24 protein-coding genes and 1 pseudogene are annotated in these 23,958 nt (G+C 36.9%); 21 read left to right on the top strand and 4 right to left on the bottom strand.

Features of this window, described 5'->3' with window-relative positions; all coding sequences use genetic code 11:
• The first annotated feature begins 3 nt into the window (after positions 1-3).
• The gene (locus J2Y03_RS09290; RefSeq protein WP_310193191.1) at positions 4-981 is read left to right on the top strand and encodes a ring-cleaving dioxygenase; all 978 of its coding nucleotides are present in this window, start codon (positions 4-6) and stop codon (positions 979-981) included.
• Positions 982-1,007: 26 nt separating this feature from the next.
• Complete coding sequence (locus J2Y03_RS09295) at positions 1,008-2,021, top strand: pirin family protein (RefSeq protein WP_310193193.1); 1,014 nt, start codon at positions 1,008-1,010, stop codon at positions 2,019-2,021.
• A 157-nt stretch (positions 2,022-2,178) separates the two neighbouring features.
• On the opposite strand, the gene J2Y03_RS09300 is transcribed toward J2Y03_RS09295, so the two are convergent.
• Positions 2,179-2,673, bottom strand: a complete 495-nt coding sequence (locus J2Y03_RS09300) for a hypothetical protein (protein WP_310193195.1) — start codon at positions 2,671-2,673, stop codon at positions 2,179-2,181.
• A 236-nt stretch (positions 2,674-2,909) separates the two neighbouring features.
• Between J2Y03_RS09300 and cdaS the strand changes: the two genes are divergently transcribed.
• From cdaS to J2Y03_RS09345, 9 genes are all read left to right on the top strand, one after another.
• Positions 2,910-3,539 carry a sporulation-specific diadenylate cyclase CdaS gene (cdaS, locus tag J2Y03_RS09305; RefSeq protein WP_132096181.1) on the top strand — a complete coding sequence of 210 codons (630 nt, stop codon included), beginning with the start codon at positions 2,910-2,912 and terminating at the stop codon, positions 3,537-3,539.
• A 165-nt stretch (positions 3,540-3,704) separates the two neighbouring features.
• Positions 3,705-4,898, top strand: a complete 1,194-nt coding sequence (locus J2Y03_RS09310) for a glycoside hydrolase family 18 protein (protein WP_310193197.1) — start codon at positions 3,705-3,707, stop codon at positions 4,896-4,898.
• A 180-nt stretch (positions 4,899-5,078) separates the two neighbouring features.
• Positions 5,079-5,483 carry a transcriptional regulator SpxA gene (gene spxA, locus J2Y03_RS09315; RefSeq protein WP_310193199.1) on the top strand — a complete coding sequence of 135 codons (405 nt, stop codon included), beginning with the start codon at positions 5,079-5,081 and terminating at the stop codon, positions 5,481-5,483.
• 190 nt (positions 5,484-5,673) lie between these two features.
• Positions 5,674-6,072: a DoxX family protein gene (locus J2Y03_RS09320; RefSeq protein WP_310193201.1), complete on the top strand. Its 399-nt coding sequence runs from the start codon at positions 5,674-5,676 to the stop codon at positions 6,070-6,072.
• Positions 6,073-6,163: 91 nt separating this feature from the next.
• Positions 6,164-7,102 carry a ring-cleaving dioxygenase gene (locus J2Y03_RS09325; RefSeq protein ID WP_310193202.1) on the top strand — a complete coding sequence of 313 codons (939 nt, stop codon included), beginning with the start codon at positions 6,164-6,166 and terminating at the stop codon, positions 7,100-7,102.
• 23 nt (positions 7,103-7,125) lie between these two features.
• Entirely contained in the window at positions 7,126-7,734 is a 609-nt protein-coding gene (locus J2Y03_RS09330) for a flavin reductase family protein (protein WP_310193203.1), read from the top strand.
• Positions 7,735-7,788: 54 nt separating this feature from the next.
• Positions 7,789-8,403, top strand: a complete 615-nt coding sequence (locus J2Y03_RS09335; protein WP_310193206.1) for an alpha/beta hydrolase — start codon at positions 7,789-7,791, stop codon at positions 8,401-8,403.
• A 26-nt stretch (positions 8,404-8,429) separates the two neighbouring features.
• A complete protein-coding gene (locus J2Y03_RS09340; RefSeq protein WP_310193207.1) occupies positions 8,430-8,852 on the top strand; it encodes a DoxX family protein in 423 nt (140 codons plus the stop codon).
• Between the two features lie 226 nt (positions 8,853-9,078).
• Positions 9,079-9,348 carry an NADPH-dependent FMN reductase gene (locus tag J2Y03_RS09345; RefSeq protein WP_310193209.1) on the top strand — a complete coding sequence of 90 codons (270 nt, stop codon included), beginning with the start codon at positions 9,079-9,081 and terminating at the stop codon, positions 9,346-9,348.
• Between the two features lie 390 nt (positions 9,349-9,738).
• Here the strand turns inward: J2Y03_RS09345 and J2Y03_RS09350 are convergent, their stop codons facing one another.
• Complete coding sequence (locus J2Y03_RS09350; protein ID WP_310193212.1) at positions 9,739-11,931, bottom strand: glycoside hydrolase family 3 protein; 2,193 nt, start codon at positions 11,929-11,931, stop codon at positions 9,739-9,741.
• Positions 11,932-12,583: 652 nt separating this feature from the next.
• On the opposite strand from J2Y03_RS09350, the gene J2Y03_RS09355 reads away from it, so the two are divergent.
• From J2Y03_RS09355 to J2Y03_RS09370, 4 genes are all read left to right on the top strand, one after another.
• Positions 12,584-13,219 (top strand): FMN-dependent NADH-azoreductase, encoded by a 636-nt coding sequence (locus J2Y03_RS09355; protein WP_310193215.1) that lies wholly within the window; start codon positions 12,584-12,586, stop codon positions 13,217-13,219.
• A 185-nt stretch (positions 13,220-13,404) separates the two neighbouring features.
• The gene (locus J2Y03_RS09360) at positions 13,405-14,469 is read left to right on the top strand and encodes a Gfo/Idh/MocA family protein (RefSeq protein WP_310193218.1); all 1,065 of its coding nucleotides are present in this window, start codon (positions 13,405-13,407) and stop codon (positions 14,467-14,469) included.
• A 194-nt stretch (positions 14,470-14,663) separates the two neighbouring features.
• Entirely contained in the window at positions 14,664-14,987 is a 324-nt protein-coding gene (locus J2Y03_RS09365) for a 2Fe-2S iron-sulfur cluster-binding protein (RefSeq protein ID WP_310193220.1), read from the top strand.
• Between the two features lie 47 nt (positions 14,988-15,034).
• Positions 15,035-15,688 (top strand): carboxymuconolactone decarboxylase family protein, encoded by a 654-nt coding sequence (locus J2Y03_RS09370; protein WP_310193223.1) that lies wholly within the window; start codon positions 15,035-15,037, stop codon positions 15,686-15,688.
• 58 nt (positions 15,689-15,746) lie between these two features.
• Here the strand turns inward: J2Y03_RS09370 and J2Y03_RS09375 are convergent, their stop codons facing one another.
• Positions 15,747-16,058, bottom strand: coding sequence for a winged helix-turn-helix transcriptional regulator (locus tag J2Y03_RS09375; RefSeq protein WP_310193226.1), 312 nt, complete (start codon positions 16,056-16,058; stop codon positions 15,747-15,749).
• Between the two features lie 397 nt (positions 16,059-16,455).
• On the opposite strand from J2Y03_RS09375, the pseudogene glpX reads away from it, so the two are divergent.
• From glpX to J2Y03_RS09400, 5 genes and pseudogenes are all read left to right on the top strand, one after another.
• Positions 16,456-17,403, top strand: a pseudogene (glpX, locus tag J2Y03_RS09380) (class II fructose-bisphosphatase).
• Positions 17,404-17,439: 36 nt separating this feature from the next.
• A complete protein-coding gene (locus J2Y03_RS09385; RefSeq protein WP_310193229.1) occupies positions 17,440-18,855 on the top strand; it encodes an MFS transporter in 1,416 nt (471 codons plus the stop codon).
• 136 nt (positions 18,856-18,991) lie between these two features.
• A complete protein-coding gene (locus J2Y03_RS09390) occupies positions 18,992-19,492 on the top strand; it encodes a YbaK/EbsC family protein (protein WP_132096212.1) in 501 nt (166 codons plus the stop codon).
• Complete coding sequence (locus J2Y03_RS09395; protein WP_310193232.1) at positions 19,492-19,614, top strand: hypothetical protein; 123 nt, start codon at positions 19,492-19,494, stop codon at positions 19,612-19,614. The genes J2Y03_RS09390 and J2Y03_RS09395 overlap by 1 nt, the downstream gene beginning before the upstream one ends.
• Positions 19,615-19,629: 15 nt before the next feature.
• Positions 19,630-20,439: an inositol monophosphatase family protein gene (locus J2Y03_RS09400; protein WP_310193235.1), complete on the top strand. Its 810-nt coding sequence runs from the start codon at positions 19,630-19,632 to the stop codon at positions 20,437-20,439.
• 225 nt (positions 20,440-20,664) lie between these two features.
• On the opposite strand, the gene J2Y03_RS09405 is transcribed toward J2Y03_RS09400, so the two are convergent.
• Positions 20,665-22,110 (bottom strand): GMC family oxidoreductase, encoded by a 1,446-nt coding sequence (locus J2Y03_RS09405; protein ID WP_310193238.1) that lies wholly within the window; start codon positions 22,108-22,110, stop codon positions 20,665-20,667.
• A 414-nt stretch (positions 22,111-22,524) separates the two neighbouring features.
• On the opposite strand from J2Y03_RS09405, the gene J2Y03_RS09410 reads away from it, so the two are divergent.
• Complete coding sequence (locus tag J2Y03_RS09410; protein ID WP_310193241.1) at positions 22,525-23,940, top strand: tetratricopeptide repeat protein; 1,416 nt, start codon at positions 22,525-22,527, stop codon at positions 23,938-23,940.
• Positions 23,941-23,958: the final 18 nt, after the last annotated feature.

The raw sequence follows: 23,958 nt of genomic DNA on the forward strand, positions 1-23,958 counted from the left end.
ATAATGAACCATTTAAAAGGAATACATCATGTAACAGCAATTACAAGCAGTGCAGAAAAGAACTATGAATTTTTCACATATGTGTTAGGTATGCGATTAGTTAAAAAAACAGTCAATCAAGATGATATTCAAACCTATCATTTATTCTTTGCCGATGATAAAGGCAGTGCAGGCACAGACATGACGTTCTTTGACTTCCCAGGCATTCCGAAAGGTGTACATGGTACAAACGAAATTTCTAAGACATCGTTCCGTGTGCCAAGTGATGCTGCGTTAGACTATTGGGTAAAACGTTTTAATCGTTTAGAAGTCAAACACACTGGAATCAAAGAACAATTTCGCAAGAAAACTCTCTCTTTCGTTGATTTTGATGATCAACAATATCAATTGATTTCAGATGAATTCAACAAAGGGGTGGAATCCGGTACACCTTGGCAGAAAGGTCCAATTCCATTAGAATATGCCATTACTGGTTTAGGACCTGTTTTTGTTCGAATAGCAAATTTTGATTACTTTAAAGAAATGATGGAAAAAGTATTACTATTTAAAGAGACAGATAAAGAAGGTTCATTCCACTTATTTGAAGTAGGGGAAGGCGGAAATGGTGCCTCGGTCATTGTAGAATATAATGCGGTTCTTCCTGAAGCTCGACAAGGATTTGGTACGGTTCACCATGCAGCATTACGTGTAGAGGATCGCACTGTTTTAGAAGAATGGATTGAGCGAATGAATGGTTTTGGATTCCATACATCCGGTTATGTAAATCGTCACTTTTTTGAGTCCTTATATGTAAGAGTTGCACCACAAATTCTATTTGAGTTCGCTACAGATGGTCCTGGCTTTATGGGAGATGAATCCTATGAAACGCTTGGGGAAAAATTATCGTTACCTCCATTCTTAGAGCCTAAACGGGCAGAAATAGAAAAATTAGTTCGCCCAATTGAAACAGTGAGAAGTACAAAGGAATTTATCAAGGAATAAAAGGCTCTTAAAGGAGGGAAATAGAAGTGAATATCAAAATTATGAAAATACAAAAATTAGGATTTCCATGGGAGACCGAAGATCCGTTTCTTATGACCGTACATCATAAAGATGCATATCCTCCAGGAAATGACCAGCAGGGTCCTAACGTTTCATTAGAAGGCAGAAATCTTGGCGAGGATTTTACCTTGCGTGATGGTTTTAGAATGTATCATGGCAAAACGGTTCCGGGATTTCCTGTACATCCCCACAGAGGTTTTGAAACGGTAACCGTCGTTCTTGAAGGTCTTATCGATCATTTTGATTCATATGGGTCCGTAGGACGATTTGGGAATGGAGATGTTCAGTGGATGACAGCAGGAAAGGGCGCACAGCATACTGAAATGTTTCCTCTCGTCCATCAGGACAAAGCTAACCCGCTTGAATTCTTTCAGATATGGCTGAATCTACCTGCAAAAGAAAAATTCGCTGATCCTGAATATAAAATGTTATGGGCTGAGGATATCCCCGATGTACAATTGGCTGCTGCTAATGGACAGAAAACGACCGTAAGACTGGTTGCCGGAAGTGTGAAGGGCAAGTCTAGTTTAGAACCAAACTCTGCTTCTTGGGCAAACGATAAAAATCATCATGTGGGGATTTACGTTATTCATATGGAGCCGGATGCAGTCTTCACCCTGCCGTCAGTTTCAGCGACAATGACGAGAAATATTTACTATTATCAAGGAGATAAACTAAATATAGACGAAACAGCGATTGAAACGTACCACCGTGTAAAGCTTGCTGGTGATCAGGAAATCACAATTACAAATGGTTCATCTGAGAGTTATATGCTGCTCCTAGAGGGTGAGCCAATACAAGAACCTGTCGTATCCTATGGGCCGTTTGTAATGAATACTGAGCAGGAAATTCGCGATGCATTCAAGGATTATCAAACTACACAATTTGGTGGCTGGCCGTGGGACCGTCCAGATCCTGTAAATAAGCGTGAATCAGGAAGATTCGCACGCCATGCGGATGGAAGAGTTGAAAAAAGGTAACCACTATTCATTGTAATTCGAATATCAGATACTATGTAAAAATAGTGTTTGATATTCGTTTTTTATACCCATTTTTTGAATTCGATATTCAGTAAGAACTATCCCAATAAAAAAAGGAGAAAAGCCCGATAACCGGGCTTTTCTCCTTTTTATAAAACTAAGCTATTTTTTCCATTCTAATCAAGAAATTTATGTCTTCATTTTTAACGTTTAATAATCTTTCTAGGACAGCCAGCTTAGCGTTTGCTTCCTTGACTTCAAATACATTAACAACATTTTCTCTCTTTAAGTTATTTATCATTTCTGATACCACTTGTTTAAAAGTTTGTGAATCAACTAATAAATATTGAATTAATTCGATTGCTGCTTCTTTTTCTTGTTTGTTTTTGACGGCAAAAATGCTTTGAACATCAGGCTCTATTACAAAAAGAGATTGTAAATCTTCTGAAATTCTTATAGTAACGTAACTTTCTCTATTTCCATAATATTCATTATCCCTAATTCGAATTAGATCAAGTCCTACCATAAATTCATAAAAAGGAGTGCCCTTATCAAGCGTACGAAACTCGTTAATTTCAATGTTTGATTTTTCTTCTATAAAGATTTCTTTTTCATATTTAGTTTGAATTACTTTTGATTCTAACATATTCATTTTCCTTACCTCACTTCATAAAATAGAATTATATAAAAAGTAACATGTGTACTTTTAGTAACCTATGTACATTATAGTAAACATGAGAAAATAAATCAATTAAAGTTGCACGAGATTATGCCGGAATGCTCATAAATAATTTTTAATCGCCAAACTAATACTATTTCTAACAAGTATCGTAAACAAATGAAAAGTGGAATGAAAGGCTTTTAGCATATAGTTGGAGGAATATCTTTATGGAGAGTAATTGTGATTTTTCACCATTAATGCAAAATTTGGAGGGTGGTATTAAAAATATAATTGAGTTACTTGAAACCAATTTAAGTATTCTAGGTAACGAAAACTACTGTGTATTAGGGAGTCTAGAGGATGTAAAAGAACAGCTAATAAAAATTGAATCGATGGCGGCTTCTTTTTATTTAAATTGTTATTTATCGTCCTTTACAGATACATATGATGAGTTATCAATTGCTGCTCAAATCCTATCGAAGAACCGACATGGTGCACTTATTGTCGTTGAACGTAGAGATTCTGTTGACACCATTATCCAAAAGGGAACAGCAATAGGAGCTCTCGTAACAGCAAAATTATTAGGATCGATATTTTACCCAGGTAACCCATTACATGATGGAGCGGTTTTAATAAAAGGAAATCAAGTTGTCTCAGCAGCAAATGTACTTCCGCTGACAACCGCAGTAACTGGAGATAAGAAAGTTGGAACACGCCACCGTGCAGCCCTAGGAATATCCGAAAAAAGCGATGCACTTGCACTTGTTGTTTCTGAAGAAACGGGTAAAATTTCTTTTGCATTACATGGGAGACTATATCCAATAAACACTAGAAACCCTATCTTGTTTCATTCATGAGAATAATTTTTAAAAAATCAGGAGATAAATTTATGGTGCAAAAACTTAAATGGTTATTCTTTTCCGTTTGTATCGTTCTGTTGACCCCAAATTTGGTAAATGCACAAGTCATTCATGAAGTGAAATATGGAGATAGCTTAGCTAAAATATCAAAACAATATAAATATGAACAAAGACGAACTTGCAAAGCTTAATGGTTTAGCTAAAAATATGGGACTAGTTCCTGGGCAGGCAATGTTAATCCCGGGTTCTACCTACATCGTGCAGACAGGAGACAGCGTTTGGGAGATTGCAAAACGAAATGCTATCAGTGAAGAAACGCTAATGAACCAAAATGGGTTGAAAAATAGAGTCATTGTTCCTGGACAAAAATTGAATATCCCCCATCCACCCAAAGTGGATGTTTGGACTGGAACCTACTTTGTTCCAAAAGATAAGAACGCGAATACCTGGATGATTAATAATTATAAAAGTACCCTTTCTGGTATTTTTGTGTTTGAGTATAAACCTGATGTACAAGGCAATCTGATTGAAGTGCAGGAGAATGAGGCACATAAAATCGCATGGAAAAAGAATCTGACTCCCTATGCTACTTTATCCAATTTAAGTGAAAAGGGATTCGATCCTGATCTAATTCATACATTAATGAGTACTGATTGGTTGAGACAAAAATTTGTTAACAATATCTATTCCCTTTTGGATAGCCACGACTATAAAGGTGTTGTAATCGGCTTTGAACAAGTTAGACCTAAAGATCGGAGCCTCCTTAACCAATTTATTAAAGAACTGGCCCAAAAACTACATCCAGCAGGAATGGAGGTCATGATGGCCGTCCCGCCTAAAAAAGGAGACCAGGATCCATCCTATTCAGCAGGGTATGATTATCAAACGCTTGGAAAGTATCTGGATAGGTTATTTTTAATGACTTATGACTGGCATTGGCCTGGAGGCCCATCAGGTCCAATCGCCCCCATTGCAGAAGTAAAAGCAACACTTGACTATGCTGTATCCGTTGTGGATAGAAAAAAGTTGATGCTTGGAATTCCTCAGTATGCTTATGATTGGACGATAAAAGAGAAGAAGCAGTCTGGAAAAGCTTATTCAACCCAACATGCAATAGATTTATATACAGGCTATCAAAGTGCTGTACATTATGACGAGAAGGCTGCTGCACCGTGGTTTCGTTATGTAGACAATAAGGGAATATTACACGAAGTGTGGTTTGAAGACCCACGAAGCCTGCTTGTTAAGTTCCGGTTAGTTGGGCAATATGGACTAGGTGGAATGGGATGCTGGCACTTAGGTTTAACGATGCCTCAAACTGAGGAAATCCTGCAAGAGGAATTTAATGTACAGTAAACCTGATCCCCTTTATGAAAAATTTCATAAAGGGGTTTTTCTTATTTTTTCTTATTTGCTGTTGACAAATGTAGTAGATAATATATAATAAAAATATCTTCAATTCGAGATAAATGAATTTGAGATAATTAAAGAACGAATAAATTTCAACTGACTATAGCATTAAGAGGGAGTGGCGAAATGGTTACATTATTTGTATCACCTAGTTGTACTTCATGCCGAAGGGCAAAATCTTGGTTTCAGGAACATCAGATACCATACAAAGAAAGAAATATCCTTTCTGAAAAGCTTACAATAGATGAAATCAAGAATATTCTACACTATACAGAAGATGGAACAGATGAGATTATCTCTACTAAGTCAAAAACTTTTCAAAAGTTGAATGTAAATATAGATTCACTTTCACTTCGTGAACTGTATATGATCATAAAAGAAAACCCAGGGATATTAAAAAGACCCTTAATGTTGGATGAAAAAAGATTACAAGTAGGGTTTAATGAGGAAGAAATACGAAGCTTCCTACCACGTAAAATGCGTGTATTCCAACTCGATGAAGGCCATAGCTTTATGGAAGAAGCTCAATAATGACCATGATATTGCTGGATTGTTTAGAACTAAAAAGGTATTGACAAAATGGTTAATATGTATTATTATCTCGAATTAGAGATGTTTCAATTAAGTATATTTTAATTGGGGATATTCGCAGAGTGTAATGTTAAATTTTTTTGAATCAATATCTCGAAATCAAGATATACAAAAATAGGGGGAAAATAAAATGATGAGTATTGGATTAATGATTATTAGGTTAGTGATTGGGCTGTCATTTATGGCTCACGGCGCACAGAAATTATTTGGCTGGTTTGGCGGTTACGGTTTAAAGGGTACAGGAGGCTGGATGGAATCACTCGGATTAAAACCAGGTGTGACAATGGCTCTCATGGCAGGTCTGGCAGAATTAATTGGAGGTTTATTATTTACCTTAGGACTCCTTACTCCTCTTGCTGGAATCATGATTGCAGCTACAATGGTTATGGCAATTGTTAAGGTTCATGCTCCTAATGGTTATTGGTCAACACAAAATGGATATGAATATAATTTGACAATCATTGCCGTTGTAATTGGCGTAGCATTAATTGGGCCAGGGCAATATGCATTGGATGCAATTTTATTCTAAAATATCTCGAATCAGAGAATCTCTATTTATAATAATTATCAATAATTTAATTTGAAAATAGACATCATAATTTATAAAGGAGTGTTTCAGAATGAGTAAGAAAACAATGGGGATTCATCATATCACTGCGATTGTAGGTCATCCACAGGAGAATGTTGATTTTTATGCAGGTGTTTTAGGGTTGCGCTTAGTAAAACAAACGGTAAACTTTGATGATCCTGGTACGTATCACCTTTATTTCGGAGATGAAGGAGGAAAACCTGGAACCATCATCACATTCTTCCCTTGGGCTGGAGCTCGTCAAGGAAAAATCGGTGGTGGTCAGGTAGGAGTAACTTCCTATGTTGTTCCTAAAGGTGCACTGGAATTTTGGGAAAATAGATTAGAAAAGCTCAAAGTCCCTTTTACTAAGACGGAACGATTCGGCGAACAATATTTGCAATTCGATGATCCACATGGCCTTCAACTTGAAATTGTGGAGAGAGAAGAAGGATCAGTGAATCATTGGAATTTTGGCGGAGTAACTCCAGAAGTTGCCATCAAGGGGTTTGGCGGAGCCACTCTATTATCCACTCAGCCTAATAAAACGGCTGATTTGTTAGAAAATGTTATGGGCCTTGAACTCGTGGGAAAAGAAGGAGAATTTGCACGTTATCGTTCTTCAGCTGATATTGGTAATGTCATTGACCTAAAATTAACGTCAATTGGACGCGGACGAATGGGTGTGGGTACCGTACATCATATCGCTTGGCGTGCTAGTGATGACCAGGACCAATTGGAATGGCAAAAGTATGTTGCAGCCAATGGTTACGGTGTCACTCCGGTACAGGACCGGAACTATTTCAATGCGATTTATTTTAGAGAACACGGAGAAATCTTATTTGAAATTGCAACAGATCCTCCAGGCTTTGCCCATGATGAATCACAAGGAACCATGGGAGAAAAGCTAATGCTGCCTGCGCAGTATGAACCACATAGAGGACAAATTGAACGCGGGTTGTTACAATTTAAAGTAAGGGAATTAGAATAATTTTACGAAAAGGGATGATTTCTTTGCTTTCATTTGATCCAGCCTCATTATCAGAAAAAGAAAATTATAAATTACTAATTGGCAGTATTATTCCAAGGCCGGTAGCATTTGTTACCACAGTTTCGGAAGACGGAATTTTAAATGGTGCACCTTTCAGTTATTTTAATATTGTTTCGTCAAATCCCCCGATGATTTCGTTATCGATTCAACGTAACAAGGGAAAGCAAAAAGATACAGCAAGAAATATCATCGAGGCAAAAGAATTTGTGATTCACATAGTAGATGAACAGAATGTTGAAAAAATCAATCAGACAGCAGCAAGTCTTCCTCCTAATGAGAGTGAGATAGAGTTAGCTAAATTAACACCAGTAGAAAGTGTGAAAATTTCTGTACCAGGTGTAAAAGAAGCCAAAATTCGAATGGAATGTTCTTTGGAGCATTCCCTTGAATTAGGCGGTTTGGATTCACCGGGATGTGATCTTATTATAGGGAGAATTGTTCAGTTTCATATTGAAAGTGACCTCTATGAAAAGGGAAGAATTGATCCTAGGGGGTTAGCCGCTGTAAGCCGATTGGCTGGGCATAGTTATGCTAAAATCGGGGAGATTTTTGAAATTGAAAGGCCAAAATAAATTAGAAGAGCCTTACCGCCTGCAGCGGTTAGTGTTCTGGAAGGAGTTAATATTATGAAACACATATTCAATAAGGGACAAAATTCGACAAAACCAACGTTGCTACTGCTTCATGGCACTGGAGGCAATGAATTAGACCTACTGCCACTTGCAGGAATGATTGATGACGAGGCAAATGTATTAAGTGTTCGCGGGAATGTATTAGAAAATGGAATGCCGCGATTTTTCCGCAGATTAGCAGAAGGTATCTTTGATGAGGAAGATCTAATTTTTCGAACAAAAGAATTAAACGAGTTTTTAGATGAAGCCGCTGAAAAGTATGATTTTGACCGCGATAATATTCTTGCAATAGGTTACTCAAATGGAGCAAATATTGCTGCTAGTTTATTATTTCACTATCAACATGCATTAAAGGGTGCAATTCTTCATCATCCAATGGTGCCGCGAAAAGGAATTGACCTTCCTGATTTAACAGGGAAATCAGTATTTATTGCAGCTGGGACAAATGATCCCATTTGTTCTCCTATGGAATCTACAGAGCTTCAGTCTTTATTAGAAAAGGCAAATGCGAAGGTAGAACTCCATTGGGAAAATAGAGGGCATCAATTAACCAGTCAAGAAGTAGAAGCAGCAGCAAATTGGTATCGACAGTATTTAATAACGAAATAATATAATTTAACGGGGGAAATACGAAAATGTTAAAAAATGAAATTGGAGCACTTATTTTACGAATTACATTAGGAGCAATATTTTTTATTCATGGAGTTGTAAAGTTTCAAGGTGGAATAGAGAACACAGCAGGCTGGTTTGAAAGTCTTGGTTTACCAGGAGTTACGGCATATGGAGTTGCTTTACTCGAAATTATTGGGGGAATCCTATTAATCATTGGATTGGCAACAAGACTAGTTGCAGCTTTGTTTGCATTATTAATGATCGGAGCAACCGTAAAAGTAAAATTAGCCATTGGTTTTTTAGGCAATGGTCAAATGGCAGGGTATGAGTTAGATTTAGCATTTCTAGCAATAGCAGTTTATCTTGCAATCAATGGAAGCAAGCTATTATCAGTTGGTCAATTGATTTTCCAAAAGGACTCTAATGAGTTAAAAAGAGCTGCTTAATAATTGAATGAGAATTTTAATACAATATAAAAAGCTAATCGGAGCCTTTCGATTAGTTTTTTATTACATAGAAAACACTTTATAACTCTAAGGAATATTAATGACAACCCAAAGAAATAATAGGTAGGAAATTTGTTTGAAAGTTCACTTTTTATAAATTTTTTTATAATAAAGGAGAATAACGGGACTAAACAGGAACCCTTATTTACTTCCTCTGCAACAGCTGTTGCCATATGGAGCCAGTGTATGGAACAATAAACCGGCAGCCATTATCAGCCAATCTCCTGGTAATTTGAGTGGATTTGATGCAAACCACCATTTACGACAATCTCTTGTTTTCTTAAATATGCCAATCCTTCAACAGCCGGAAGCATATATTGGCAATGTTTCAGCTATATTTGATGAAAACGGTAAAATTAAAGATGAAGGAACGGTCCAATTCTTCCAATCATTCGTCAATGCGTTTGTTGATTTGATTAAAAAATATCAAGCATAAGGTAATTCTAAGTAAGAAGGAGTTGGAGTATATAGCAGAAGTAATCTGTTATATACTCCAACTTTTTGTTTTGGAAGAATGAAAAAAATTTTAAATAGGGAGTGTTAGAATTTGATTCAACTTTATCCTGCAGGTACGCGATACACAGTAAATAAGGAATGGCTGGAGAGTAATTTAATTTTTTATTATGACACTTCCAATATTTTCGACCCGAGGAAAAAAAATTGGTGATACTTGCTGATCATAAAACGGTTTATCCGATATAGTAATTAACTCTATTAAGTTGAATGAAAATAAAAAAGTCTGATGAGATAATCATTCCACCAGACTTTTTTATTTGGGTCAAACTATTTAGCATTTGCAAATAATTTAAATATATTTTTATCTAATTTATTTTTTTGAGGATTTTTCGGCATGAGCAGGTTTTCCAGTTTCGCCAGCATGATCAGGTTTTCCTATCGCTTTCCCTTGATTGTAGGAAAGACCAAATCCAAACCAATACTCCTGTCCAGCTTTGTTTTTGTACACATAAGATGGATCTTCTTCATATCCAGGAATGTCCCCATTTTCATTCGCTACTGCCTCTTCGTCAGCAGGGATTGTGAAAGGAAGTTTTCCAGTTGGATTAAATTTACCACGGATCACATCAACTAATGCTTCAGCTTTTACTCCAAATGTACTGATTACTGCTGCTGCATTTGGTTCAATTTCATCAATTAACCATGGGTTTGTCATGTTAATCGCAGTAATTGTAGGAACTGTTTTTTGAATTTCTACAATGCGGTCTACATTTGCAATTCCTGTTTTAGGTCCTAATTTAATAGAAGGATCTGCTGTTGTATTGTTTGGATGTACCCAAACTAATGCATGTGTTGCTTCCTCCAAATTATCGACAACCTGAATCGACTTGTCATAGTTTGCAATCGTTTTTCTTAAAGCATCAGAGCTGCCTGCTGCATTATTTCTTGTGAATACTTCCACATAAAGTTTAACCTTTTTGATTTGGCCATTATTTATTGGGAGTAGTTTTTCGTCATTACGTAAAAGAACGACTGATTTACGGTGTGCTTCATCTGCAAGTTTTTGAGATTCAGGATTAGACGCAACCTTAACTGCATTTTCAGGATCCACATAAGGATCTTCAAACAATCCTAATTTCATCATTTCTGTTAGTAAGAATCTAACTGAATCATCCACATAGTCGATTAATTCTGGTTCAGCCGCGATTGCCTGAATAATATATTGAGGATCTGCTTCACCAGAGAAAATATTCACTCCAGCTTTTAATGCATATGCAACCCTTTCGGCACGTGTTAAATCTTCAACACCCCAAGGCATTGCAGTTGTAATACCTGTATCCGTGTTCACATAGCCTTTGAAACCGAGCTGGTCACGTAATAGAGTGCCAATAATCGCTTTATTATAAGAAAAACCAACTTCTTCGAACGGTTCATCAGTGCCTAATTGTCCTGGTGCACTATGTTCATTGTTTGGGTACGCATAGTAAGGCATAATGGATGTCGTGCCTGCTTCAATAGCAGCTTTAAACGGAGGGATATGGTACTTAAGTAAGCTTCCCTCTGTTGGATATGGATTAAAGTTCCCATCTAAGTAATGTGGGTCCTTCCCATCATCACGTGCTCCGCCGCCTGGGAAATGCTTCGTTGTTAAAGAAACACTGCTTGAAGTTAATTGATCCCCTTGGAATCCTTTCACAATCGCATAAATCATATCTGCTGCAAGTTCAGGGGACTCACCAAATGTTCCGTTTGTTCTACCCCAGATAGGGTCTGTAATGATATCAGCCATATACATATAACCCTTTTGGATTCCAGAAGCTCTCCATTCTTTTGCAGCAATTTGACCGAATTGCTTAACCAACTCAGCATCTCTTGTTGCTGCTAAACCAAGTTCACCAGGCCATACTGAAAATACTCCACTTGCTTCCGCAAACCCAAATGCCAAGTTATTATTGATATGGTTTCGTGGATTAGACGTCATTACGACCGGAATTCCTAATCTTGAGCTTTCTGCTTTCTCCTGCAGTTCGTTTGTCCATTGTGCTAATACATCAGCCTTTGGATTATCGCGAATGATGAAATAGCGCAAGTTTCGATCAAGAATCCCTGTTGTCGCTGCAGATGCATCTAACACTGGCTCATCAAATAAATAATTCGGGTCACCAGGCTCTGCCCACATATTTGTTTCGCTCCATGTATCTGTTTCACAAAGGAGTGTACCTTCTTCTGGAGGGCATTTAGTTGTGCCAAAGCCACCACCCTGCATAAACTGTGAGGAAATGAGCATTAAACCAGCTTTTTCTTCAGTGCTCATTTGCCCTAGTAAATCTTGTACCCTTGCTTCTACTGGTAATCTCCAGTCTTCATATTTATCTAGTTTTCCATCCGAATTTAAATCTTTAAATTCTTTGCCATCTACCGTTAAAATTGCCTTTGCTCTCGCCTCTACATTCTTTACGATTACATCCTCGTTTGCACTCGCTTGAGGAATGACGAGTGGTACGAATAATAACGCTGATAATAACATAATCGTAATCTTTTTCCATTTGGACGATTTCGACATCATACTAGCCCCTTTTCCTTCTATAAATGATCATTTAAAAAGCAAAATAATTGTTTTCGCCACCTATCCTCCTTTTCAATTGAGGTGCTGCAAAAGAACTATGGAGATAACGCTTTCATATAATAATTGTACAATTCTTAATGTTCTGCCTGATGGGGGGAATTTTTAGGTTTTTTTGTGTTTTTTTTACTTTTCATAAAAATTAGGTAAAAAGGTCTATAGTCTATTCAATTTATAATAGTGCGAAGGTTCTATCCTCTCACAGATTAACTCTCCTTGTTAAACTATTTAATAAATATTGATTGCTTTTTTATTCATTTGACCTTTTGCACTCATGCAGAACCTGCTTAAATTTATACAAAGAAATCTGTTTCAAAAATAAATTTTCAACCTTATGAAAATCAATTGGTCATCCTTGTAGATTATAAAACAGTATATCCAGTATAGTAATTTACTCAATGGAGTTGAATGACTACATAAGTCTCTATGGGATGATTATTCCATCAGACTTTTTCATTAGCTATTTAATATATAAAACAGGAAATATCTACTATGTGAGTTTCATTGACAATAATACTAGATTAATATATTATTAATTCGAGATAGTTGATTTCGAAATAATAAATTTAAAGATAAAAAGGAGATTTATATAATGAATATATTAGTAGTTAAAGCAAATAATCGTCCAGCTTCTGAGGCTGTATCAAGTAAAATGTATGAAACTTTTATGGAGAACTTAGAAGGTGCAAATGTTACAACTTTCGATGTTTTCGCTGAAGATATGCCTTATTTTGGTCAAGATTTATTTAACGCTTTTGGTAAATTAGAATCTGGCGAGGAAATGACTGACTTAGAAAAACGTCTTCTAGCTGCAAAACAAAAAGCGATGGATGCTCTTACAGCAGCAGACTTAGTTGTATTCGCATTCCCATTATGGAACTTAACAATCCCAGCACCATTACAAACGTTCATTGATTATGTTTACCAAGCTGGTTTCACTTTCAAATATGACGAAAATGGTCAAGCAGTACAATTAATGACACACAAAAAAGCGATTATCCTAAGTGCACGCGGCGGCGTTTACTCAACACCGGAAGCAGCACCAATGGAAATGTCAGCAACTTATATTAAAAACGTGGTTGGCACTGTATTCGGTATGGAAATCATAGACGAAGTTATCATTGAAGGACATGCTATGATGCCGGCTCAAGCTGAAACGATTATTGCTGAAGGATTAGAAAAAGTAAAAGAAGTTGCTAAGAAATTATCACCAGTAGCTGTACAATAATGAAGTAGACAAAAGAAAGGCGCTTGGATATCCGAGCGCCTTTCTTTTTGTCTTTTACATACATATATTTATAATACCAAAATTATGGAAAGAATAATTGATAGGTTATTTTGTTCAATATAAATGTTTATAAATAATAATACTGAAATTAATTAGGAAGTTAGTCTGAAGGAGAGCGGTTTGAAATGAAAAAGGTATTCGGGTTCGCTATTGTCGGAAATGGGCTAATTAGTACTACGCATTATGAGCAAATTTCAGCAATTGAAGGAGCAAAAGTGGTTGCTGTATACTCCCGAAAGGAAGAAAAGGCAAAATCACTTGCAGAAAAAGCAGGTGCAGATTGGTATACAAATTATCAAGAAATGCTAAAGAGAAAAGAGATTGATATCGTATCGATTATTACACCCAGCGGCACTCATGCTGATATGGCAATAGAGGCTGCTCGGGCAGGAAAGCATGTAATCGTTGAAAAACCAATGGATATTTCCCTTGAGAAAGCACAGCAAATGATTGATGTATGCCGTGAACATCATGTTAAATTAAGTGTTATTTCTCAACATCGCTTTGATGCATCAACTGTGAAGATTAAAGAGGATATCGATTCAGCGCGTTTCGGAAAAATGGTCCTTGGTCAAGCCGCGGTGAATTGGTATCGTCCTCAAAGCTACTATGATACTAGTAAATGGCGGGGAACAATGGAAATGAATGGAGGCGGCGTATTAATCAATCAGGCCATTCATACGATAGATTTATTTCAGTACTTCATGGGAGAGGTGGAAAGTGTTTACGCACATACAGCCATATTAGCTCATGAAGGAATTGAAGTGGAGGATGTAGCTGTTGCCACGGTGAAATTCAAAAATGGCGGGTTAGGAACCATTGTTGGAACTACAGCTGCTTATCCAGGTTTGTCAGCCCGGTTGGAGATTTTCGGAACAAATGGTACAGCTGTGATTGAGAATAATCAATTAATAAAGCATTATCTACGAAATCCAAATAATGAAACGGAAGCTATCAACTTAGCTGGTATTGAAAATCATAATGGGGGAGATATTGATCATGCGTCTGTTGACCCTGCAGCACTTGATGGTGCCTCCCATCGTTTACAGTTTATCGATATGATCAATGCCATTCAAGAGGATAGAGAACCGCTTGTGAATGGTGAAGAAGGATTAAAACCACTAAAAATCATTTTCGCTATATATCAATCCGCACGGACAGGTCAACCTATACAAATAAATAATTATTAACACCCTCGACACCATCCTCAAGCAATGATGGTGATGAACAAGAAGGGATTTAGAATAGCATACTTAAAATACAAAAAAACATGAGGTAATCAAGTCTAGTGAATTTAATGTTGAATCGGACATAACTTAAAGAATCTCATCGGATTATCAATCTTTAAAATAAATTCAATCTATATTTTTTGGGGGGAATAGAAATGCCGAGAATCACAGTTCCTGGATATGGAACTTTTGAAGTTGAAAAAGGTAGAAAGCTGGTACTAGCATTAGAAGACAACGGTGTAAATATCCTCCACCAATGTGGAGGAAAAGCAAAATGTACAACCTGTAGAGTAGAAATAATGAGCGGTGAATTTTGCGTCGAAACAACTACTGAAAAAAATGCCTTTAGTAAGAAGGGAATTATTGATGATAATTTACGACTATCTTGTCAAGTTCGAGTAGATAGTGATGTAGAAATTATCCCAATTATGACATCGGAAAACTCCGGACTGGAACCAGGGCCAAGACCAGATGAATGAAATGATTAATGTGTAGTTATGTTTAAATAAAGAAAGGGTGCCTATCAATGACTAACCATTTATATGATAAAGAAAATCTAAAAAACCTAAGTAAACTTAAAGAATTAGCACCAGAACAGCTGCAAGCTTTCTCAGAATTTAATGCGGCAGTTATGACAGAAGGGGCACTTACTAAAAAAGAAAAAGAAATTATAGCGGTTGCAATTGCCCATGTAACGGAATGCCCTTATTGTATTGATTCCCATACACGCCGTGCAAAAGCAGAAGGAGCTTCTCTAGAAGAATTAGTGGAAGCAGTCTTTGTTGTAGCTGGTGTAGAAGCTGGTGGAGTTGTAACACATAGTACACATATAGATAATGCGATGGACCCAGAAGCAGATGATACCCTTTATCGACGGTCTAATCTTAAAAAACTTATAAAATTAAATAAATTTGCTCCTGAAGGCTTTAGAAGTTACTCCGCGTTTAGTAGAACAGCGTTGAAGGACGGAAAATTGAGCGGAAAGTTTAAAGAGATGATTGCAGTGGCAGTTGCTCATGCTACTCAATGTCCATATTGTATTGATGTCCATACGAAAAATGCAGTAAAGCTTGGATGTTCAAATGAAGAGCTTGCAGAAACAGTATTGGTTACATCCGCTTTACTTGCTAGAGGAGCTTATGCTCATATCGCAAATTTAATTCAAAGCTATGGTGAGTAATGAAAAGGTATTAAATATAGTAAAGACCTCTCCATATAAAATGAAGAGGTCTATTTATTTACAACCATCTATCTGCCCACTCCTCTAAAGCTTTGAGCGATCGTCCGAGTTCTGTCCCTTTTCTGGTTAATGAATATTCGGTCCGTACCGGGCGGTCTGCAATAACATTTCTTAACACAATCCCATTATCCTCAAGCTCTTTCATCCGTTCATTTAACACTCTTTTGCTTAAATCAGGTATAAAGGAATGGATTTCACTAAATCGTTTTGGTTCCTCCATTAATGTGTGGATAATTAAACCAATCCATTTCTTGCCCATAATATGATAGCACTCTTCAACCTTACTACATAATTTAATTTCTGTATCCATCCGTAAACACCCCCTAATAATATCTTGGTTACTTTTAATAACTATATGTTTATAATAGCAAAACCAGTTAATAAAATAAAGTATTTACTGGAACAAAATTACCAAATAAATAGAATCTGTTCATATTTGTTCACGAATTTGACACATATAAATTGACAGCGAAATTTAAAAAAGATATTATGGTTACATAAAGTTACCTAGTTATAAAACATATAAACAAATTTTTATTGCGTGAGCAGATAAAAGTAGGTTGTGGGGGGGACAAATCAGAAGATGATAGACATTATTTTTTTGTATTTTATCTCGAATTCAAGATTATTGAATTCGAGAATAATAACAATGGAATAAATTTATTAAAAGAGAAAATCATTTTTAACAATAAATGGAGGTTTTAAGAATGGATAGAAATTTATCAATGGAACTTGTTCGAGTAACGGAGGCTGCAGCACTGGCTGCTGGACGGTGGTTGGGCAGAGGTAAGAAAGAAGAAGCGGATGCTGCAGCTACACAAGCTATGAGGGAAATGTTTAATTCAATTCAGATAAAAGGGACGGTTGTTATAGGGGAAGGTGAAATGGATGAAGCGCCCATGTTGTATATTGGAGAACAATTAGGAACATGTGATGGGACAGAAGTTGATATTGCTGTAGACCCTTTGGAGGGAACGAATATTGTTGCTGCAGGTACTTGGAATGCTCTTGCTGTCATTGCGGTTGCAGAGCGAGGAAATTTATTACATGCTCCGGATATGTATATGGAAAAGATTGCTGTAGGTCCTGAATCAGCAGGGAAAATTGATATTAATGCACCTGTCATTGACAATTTAAAGGCCGTTGCAGCAGCAAAAAATAAAAACATCGAAGATCTAGTTGTGGCTATATTGGATCGAGAAAGACATTAAAAAATGATTGAAGAAATCCGTAATTCGGGAGCAAGAATTAAGCTGATGCAAGATGGTGATATTGCTGCTGCAATTAATACAGCATTTGATAATACAGGTGTTGATATCATGCTTGGCTCTGGAGGTGCTCCTGAAGGTGTAATAGCAGCAGCTGCACTCAAGAGCTTGGGTGGAGACTTTCAAGGCAAGCTGATTCAACAAACAGAAGAAGAAAAAATTCGTTTAAATAAAATGGGCATTACCGATTTTAATAAAGTTTTACTAATGGATGATATTGTAAAAGGCGATGATGCCTATTTTGCTGCAACAGGTGTTACCAATGGGGAGCTTTTAAGAGGTGTGCAATATAAAGGGAAAATTGGAACAACACACTCCGTTGTTATGCGTGCAAAAACAGGGACAGTTCGTTTTATCGAAGGACAACATAGTTTGGAGCAAAAATGATAATCTTTTTTTAAATGAAAGAAATGAGGGATTGAAATGAGTCAAAGTGCTAGTCAAAAAAGGATAGACCCTGAAACGATCTCTTCAAATGACAAGGTTAGACCATTTGGATTTAGAGATAAAATTGGCTATATGTTTGGGGATTTCGGGAATGATTTCTTCTTTATTTTAGTAAGCTCATTCTTAATGGTTTATTATACAGATATTTATGGGATTAGTGCAGCTTTTGTTGGAGTTCTCTTTCTAGTAGCAAGATTATGGGATGCCATTGCTGATGTCACCTGGGGACGGTTTATTGATACTAGAAAACCTAGTAAACATGGTAAATTTAAACCTTGGATTTTTAGAATGTCATTTCCTCTCGTCATTTCTGGAGTATTAATGTTCGTTCATATCCCTGGAATGTCAAACGGGTTTTATGAAGCGTATGCTTTTGTCACTTACATCCTATGGGGAACGTTATATAGTACGGTTAATATTCCATACGGTTCAATGGCCTCAGTCATAACCAATGATCCAATTGAGCGTACATCTTTATCAACGTACAGAACGATGGGTGCGATGTTGGCAAGTTTAATAATTAATGCAGTTGGACCTGTATTAATATTTGCAGACAATAAGGCAAGTGCAGATGGATTTCTAATGGCAGCCGTAATTTTTGGCATTTTATCTTACGCGTGTTACCTTGCTTGTTATAAATTTACGACTGAACGGATTGTGCTAGAGGAAAATGAGTCAAAAGCAAAGCTAGGTCAAACAATTAAAGGACTATTAAAAAACAAACCATTAATTTCAATCCTAGGAGCATCACTAATATTCATGATGAGTACAATGCTGATTGGTTCAGTAAACGTCTATTTGTTTAAGGATTACTTCAGCAATACAGCAGCATTAAGTATTGTAGGAATCATTCAATCTTTAGCCGTATTTATTGCCATTCCCTTAGTAAAACCGTTAGTGAACAAATTCGGTAAAAAGGAAACAACTTCAATAGGTATGTTACTTGCAGCAGTAGTATATATTTTCTTATTCTTCCTGCCGAATTTATCTACAACTCAATACATTGCGTTAGCAGCTATTGGAATGTTTGGATATGCCTTCTTTAATACGATGATATGGGCATTTGTTACAGACGTCATCGATTACCATGAATTATTAACTGGATTAAGAGAAGATGGGACGGTTTATTCATTCTATTCCTTTGCCCGCAAAGTTGGCCAAGCCATTGCTGGTGGAATTGGCGGGATTGCGATTACAGCCATAGGCTATGAAGCAGGTCGTGAAGTACAAACAGAGGGTACCCTGGAAGGAATCTATGCATTGGCGACCATCGTACCTGGTGTTATCTATCTATTGATTTTCTTACTATTAGTCTTTCTATATCCATTAACGAAGCAAAGGATGAAACAGCTAAGCATTGATTTAACAGAACAAAGAAAGAATAGAAGATAAGGATTGGCAAATCAGGTATTAATATTGTATATGTGCAGGAATATTAGGAATGATTGGGTAGGGAGCATCTTTTCGCTTTTCCTAACTAAAGTGTGTTATTATTTTCCATAATAACAATTAGGAAAGGATGGACAGGATGTCAATCGAAAGTGTAAAAGCCCATTTCAGGCAATGGGACAAAGAACAAGATGTGATGGAATTTGACACATCAAGTGCAACAGTGGATTTAGCAGCCGAAACAATTGGAGTTATTCCAGCCCGCATTGCAAAAACATTATCTTTTAGAGGTGAAGGGGAAAAAGCCCTTTTGATTGTCGCTGCCGGAGATGCGAAAATTGATAACAAGAAATTTCGTCATACCTTTGGGTTCAAGGCCAGAATGCTGACTCCGGAAGAAGTGCTGGAGCAAACAGGCCATGCAATCGGTGGAGTTTGCCCATTCGGATTAAAAAATGAACTAGATGTTTACCTTGATGTTTCCATGAAAAGGTTTGATACTCTTTTCCCAGCATGCGGCAGCACCAATTCAGCGATTGAACTAACAAATGAGGAGATTTATCGCTATTCATATGCAAAAGAATGGGTGGATGTTTGTAAAGGTTGGGAAGAGTCTGAGCAAGAAGAGAAGGTTAGTTAATGAGAGTATTATTTTCGCAACAAGCCGTTGAAAGAGATGGCTTGTTTTTTAGTCGTAAGGTTCATTCTACTATTGCTTTACCATCGTTTTGGGTCGAAGTGGTGAATCGGAAATTGTTTTAAGGAGGTATAACAAACATGAAAGAAGAAAGACGCGAAGTTATCTATCGTCATGCTAAAAAATGGATTTTAGAGGCAGGAGAATTAATCCGCAAGAAAATAAATGATCCATTGATTGTTGAGACAAAATCAAATCCGAAGGACCTCGTTACAGCAATTGATAGAGAAACAGAATATTTTCTAGCAAAAAATATAAAAAGTACGTTCCCAGATCATTTTTTATTTAGTGAAGAAGGCTATGGCGAGGATTTAGAAACATTAGACGGTGTCGTCTGGATTGTGGATCCTATTGATGGAACGATGAATTTTGTAAAGCAAAAAAGAAATTTCGCAATCTCGATTGGGATTTTTTATAACGGGATTGGTGAAATTGGTTTGGTCTATGATTGTATGGGTGGTAATCTTTACACAGCTTTGAGGGGGAAGGGAGCCTTTAAAAATAGTGAGAGATTACCTGATTTAGCTCCAAATCTTACGCTTGAAGAATCGATTCTCGATTTTAATCATTATTTGTTATGTCAAAATGATGTAATCGATGAGCGTGTCATGCAGCGGTTAGTGGAAAAAATCCGCGGAGCAAGATCGTATTGCTGTGCTGCTTTAGCACTTGCCTACGTTGCAGAAGGGATTGTCGATGGTTATTTGACTAAGAAACTTGCCCCATGGGATATAGCAGGAGGAATGATTATCGCCAATGAAGTGGGTGCTGTTACAACTAAATTGGATGGGAATCCCGTCAACATGTTGATGAATGGATCTACTTTAACATGCCATCCTGCTATCCAGAAAGAAATCATTCATGATTATTTAAAAAAAGGGAAGAAGTAACTAGTAGATTTGCGGTGGGATAATTCTTCCTGCCATCATGACACGATAAAATTAATTAAAAAAACTCGGATCTGGGGCTGTTGACAAACAGCCCCAAATGCCGAGTTTTTTTGTCTAATAGTAAAGTATGAAATTTTCTAACTTCATACTTTACTAACGAAAAGAAAAACTAAATGGATAATCATTTATCTGTCCATTCTTCTAAAGTATTGAGGTAGCAAAGGATTATCCCGACTGCCGAACAATGTGATCTGCCAGCCTAATTGCCAAAGCAGTATTTGAAAGTACTGGGCCAGCTGCTGTCAGGCTAGGAAGGACACTATTATCTGCTACAAATAACCCTTGAACACCATGTATTTGACCATGACTGTTTGTTGCAGATGTAGCAGGATCATCACCCATTCTGCACGTACAAGATTCATGCATATCAGCACCAGGCGGCCTGACTGCCATAGTTTCCTCCATAAGCGTCACTCCCATTGCATCTGCAGATTCTCGAATTCCTTTTGCTACCAGGTCAGCAGTTTGCCGGTCCTTGTTACTTAAAGAATATTGAACTTGCTGCATTGGAACACCGAATTCATCTTTTACTGCTGGATCAATATATACTCTATTCTCAGCACGGGACTCAACTCTTCCAAAGGAAGCATAGGCAATGATAAGCTCATCTCTTAATACCTTATCTTCGAATTGCTGATATGAAAAATAATTATCAGGTCCAAGAATTTGAATTTGGTATGGCGACTCGTCGGTCTCAAATTTCAAAATCGATAAATTGCCAAGTTTATCCGAAAATCGTCTTCTGCTAATTGTACCTACTGCAATAATCGAGACATGTCCGGTTAAATAACGGCCTATGGCAGGTCCCTGAATACCAGAATTTAGCAGTAAACGGGGAGTTTCTAAAGTACTCGCTGATACAATCACATTTTTAGCCCGTATCGTGTGGGATTTCTTATCTGCTGTAAATACCTCGACGCCAGATACTTTCCCATTTGCTGTATGCACCCGGGAAGCATAAGCGTTAACAGCCAGATCATATGGTCGGTCAAAATTGGCAGCCGCTAGTGCATTGATTGAACTATACCAAGGATTTGAATGGACTTCTCCTTGTCGTGACGGTGTCATATCAAAAGCGAGCGGCATATCATCTGCTTCTAAAATACCTTCACCATGAAGCCGTTTCATCATGACATTTTGCATGGATGAACCTTTTGCAAAATCCCTGGTTGTATGCAATAGTTTCTCTGCCATGCCATAATAGACATTTAATGTCCTTCTATGGATCGGCCATTTATTCAGTTCAGATTGAATGGGCCTAGGAGTCGCCGCATTCCAAAACAAGGATCTCCCGCCTAGGGCATATACCATGGTCGCCCCGGAAAATTGAGGCAGCAGTTTGCCTAGTGGAGTTGAATTGTCAGGGAGCAGCTGGTCTCGAGCGGTACCGACATTCTGGGTAGGAATATTGAGCGAGTGAGAATGGAAAAGTTTATCTCCTTTCTCAATAATCCCGATTTTTTTAGCTCCTTGATTTTTCCAAAGTTCACATAAGCGATATAGTACTGCTCCTCCTCCTGGCCCTGATCCTACGATAAGGACATCGTAATCAGTCTTTGCCATTTCTTCCACCGTTTTTGTTGGGATCCAATTATTCTTATACTTCACCACCAAAATAACCACATCCTTACCTCATTTTCATATCATTAATAGATATGCTGTACTGCTAATCCTATATGTTGGGGATAAATAAGAATTTATAAAACCAGTGGTAACTGGATAATAAAAAATAGACATTCAGGGGAAGTCCAATGTCCCATTGGACCAATTACAAATGAAAGTCTTATGGCCTTGCCGTCATTATAGGTGTTGTGTTAAGCGTTTATCGTCGTAAAGATTTGGTATGTGTACGGTAGCTGAACAATAGAAGGAATTCTGATCACAGTTAAACCTGTTATCCAGAATTCCTTTCCTTTTTGACCTAGCACGCTTTCTCGAAGTATATGATATAATTAACTTGTAAAATCGTTTGATTAGTCACACAGCTAATTATTGGTTATATATATGACAGGGGGTAAAGATGTGATGGACACTGAAATTTTTATGCCAACAGAAATTACAATAAAAGAAAAAAATAAATTCATAAAAGCTAAGGTAGTTCGGACCGCCATATTGGCAAGAAGTAAAGTAGTAGAAGTTCTATCAGAGGATAATGAAAGGTTTTATTTTATCTACTACAAAAATTCGCTTATTTATGGAAATAAGCTTGATCATGTCAAAGAAGATACATTTATCCATAATGCATTTACCGAAGGTTTGATTATTAACGCTCCACATCCATTATTAACCGCATTAATCCCCAATCTTTCAATTTTGATTCCAAATAAAAATAAACTTTTCTCCCAGCTCGAAACTCATTATTCTCTAGAGGAAATCGCTTATATTGCCACCACACTTGACTCATTTTTAAAAAAAGATCAGCTTATCAATTTCATTGACAATATCTATTTTCACTTTAGAAGAAACGGCAGTTTTATGAATTCTTTTCAGGTGGTTCAAATTTTACATGATTTTTCCCCAGCCTTGAAATCAGCACAGGAACGATTAAACTTACATGATTTCAATAAGTACCGCGATTTTTATCAAACCTCAAATTTACCTTCCATCCTAATTAAGGATCCGCTTTTTGTTGAAATACATTGCTTCAAGGATCGATTTAATCCAGAAAAAAGAATCTTATTAAAAGAAATCCTAAGTGCCCAACAAGATGGTTTGGGTGAGTTATTACTATGGTTAGAAGAGGCAGAGAAGTTCCATGAGATTGATTCCATCAAAAAGTATAGTGCTATGGCATTACGTTTTGTCACGATGGAGGAATGGGTGCAGATTTTAGCACTGGTTAAAATCAATCCTTTTCGGGAGTTCCCTGATTCAAAACGAATCGTCGAAAATATGATACAAAAAGGTAATTATGAGAAATCAGCCTTAATCTTGTTGAACTTTATCGGTGATTTGCCAGCTTCTTATGATGACATTCTAAGTAAAATATGGAGAAATTCCGATTCAAGATTTGTAATCGCACACGTAGAAGAATTCATTTCATTGCTGAAACAGTTGCCGGAGGGTGAAACGCCAAAGGAGTTAGAACAAAAGATTTTTCAAATTGTGGTAGTTCTGTTAGAAAGAGATGGCTTAAAATCGGTTTATGAAAAACTTTTACCTATTCATAATTTTAAGTTAGAAGTCATTAAAAAAATCGGTAAAATGGTAGAGTTGATGGAGGACCCTGATCGGATGATGGAGTTGGGCGATTATTATGCTGAATTTAAACAATTTGATCAAGCCATCGATTGCTTCTTCTGGGAAATGGAGCTTCAGCCCCAGAATCCTTCGCCTGTTTGGAAAATCTGTAAAATGTATCAATCTAAAGGAATGATAAAGGAAGCAGCTACCTATCAAAAAATTTATGAGCAATTGAAAGACCATCAAGAAATTAGTTAACAACTTTAGGGAGAAATT

This window comes from Neobacillus niacini, assembly GCF_031457145.1.
Taxonomy (GTDB): domain Bacteria; phylum Bacillota; class Bacilli; order Bacillales; family Cytobacillaceae; genus Neobacillus; species Neobacillus niacini_J.

Excerpts from the sequence above, each read along its gene's own strand:
- J2Y03_RS09365 (WP_310193220.1), top strand. The coding sequence starts at position 14,664 with ATGCCGAGAATCACAGTTCCTGGATATGGAACTTTTGAAGTTGAAAAA.
- J2Y03_RS09375 (WP_310193226.1), bottom strand. The coding sequence starts at position 16,058 with ATGGATACAGAAATTAAATTATGTAGTAAGGTTGAAGAGTGCTATCAT.
- J2Y03_RS09390 (WP_132096212.1), top strand. The coding sequence starts at position 18,992 with ATGTCAATCGAAAGTGTAAAAGCCCATTTCAGGCAATGGGACAAAGAA.
- J2Y03_RS09310 (WP_310193197.1), top strand. The coding sequence starts at position 3,705 with ATGAACAAAGACGAACTTGCAAAGCTTAATGGTTTAGCTAAAAATATG.
- J2Y03_RS09325 (WP_310193202.1), top strand. The coding sequence starts at position 6,164 with ATGAGTAAGAAAACAATGGGGATTCATCATATCACTGCGATTGTAGGT.
- J2Y03_RS09400 (WP_310193235.1), top strand. The coding sequence starts at position 19,630 with ATGAAAGAAGAAAGACGCGAAGTTATCTATCGTCATGCTAAAAAATGG.
- J2Y03_RS09410 (WP_310193241.1), top strand. The coding sequence starts at position 22,525 with ATGGACACTGAAATTTTTATGCCAACAGAAATTACAATAAAAGAAAAA.
- J2Y03_RS09385 (WP_310193229.1), top strand. The coding sequence starts at position 17,440 with ATGAGTCAAAGTGCTAGTCAAAAAAGGATAGACCCTGAAACGATCTCT.
- J2Y03_RS09360 (WP_310193218.1), top strand. The coding sequence starts at position 13,405 with ATGAAAAAGGTATTCGGGTTCGCTATTGTCGGAAATGGGCTAATTAGT.
- J2Y03_RS09300 (WP_310193195.1), bottom strand. The coding sequence starts at position 2,673 with ATGAATATGTTAGAATCAAAAGTAATTCAAACTAAATATGAAAAAGAA.
- J2Y03_RS09290 (WP_310193191.1), top strand. The coding sequence starts at position 4 with ATGAACCATTTAAAAGGAATACATCATGTAACAGCAATTACAAGCAGT.
- cdaS (WP_132096181.1), top strand. The coding sequence starts at position 2,910 with ATGGAGAGTAATTGTGATTTTTCACCATTAATGCAAAATTTGGAGGGT.
- J2Y03_RS09335 (WP_310193206.1), top strand. The coding sequence starts at position 7,789 with ATGAAACACATATTCAATAAGGGACAAAATTCGACAAAACCAACGTTG.
- J2Y03_RS09370 (WP_310193223.1), top strand. The coding sequence starts at position 15,035 with ATGACTAACCATTTATATGATAAAGAAAATCTAAAAAACCTAAGTAAA.
- J2Y03_RS09395 (WP_310193232.1), top strand. The coding sequence starts at position 19,492 with ATGAGAGTATTATTTTCGCAACAAGCCGTTGAAAGAGATGGCTTGTTT.
- spxA (WP_310193199.1), top strand. The coding sequence starts at position 5,079 with ATGGTTACATTATTTGTATCACCTAGTTGTACTTCATGCCGAAGGGCA.
- J2Y03_RS09320 (WP_310193201.1), top strand. The coding sequence starts at position 5,674 with ATGATGAGTATTGGATTAATGATTATTAGGTTAGTGATTGGGCTGTCA.
- J2Y03_RS09355 (WP_310193215.1), top strand. The coding sequence starts at position 12,584 with ATGAATATATTAGTAGTTAAAGCAAATAATCGTCCAGCTTCTGAGGCT.
- J2Y03_RS09340 (WP_310193207.1), top strand. The coding sequence starts at position 8,430 with ATGTTAAAAAATGAAATTGGAGCACTTATTTTACGAATTACATTAGGA.
- J2Y03_RS09350 (WP_310193212.1), bottom strand. The coding sequence starts at position 11,931 with ATGTCGAAATCGTCCAAATGGAAAAAGATTACGATTATGTTATTATCA.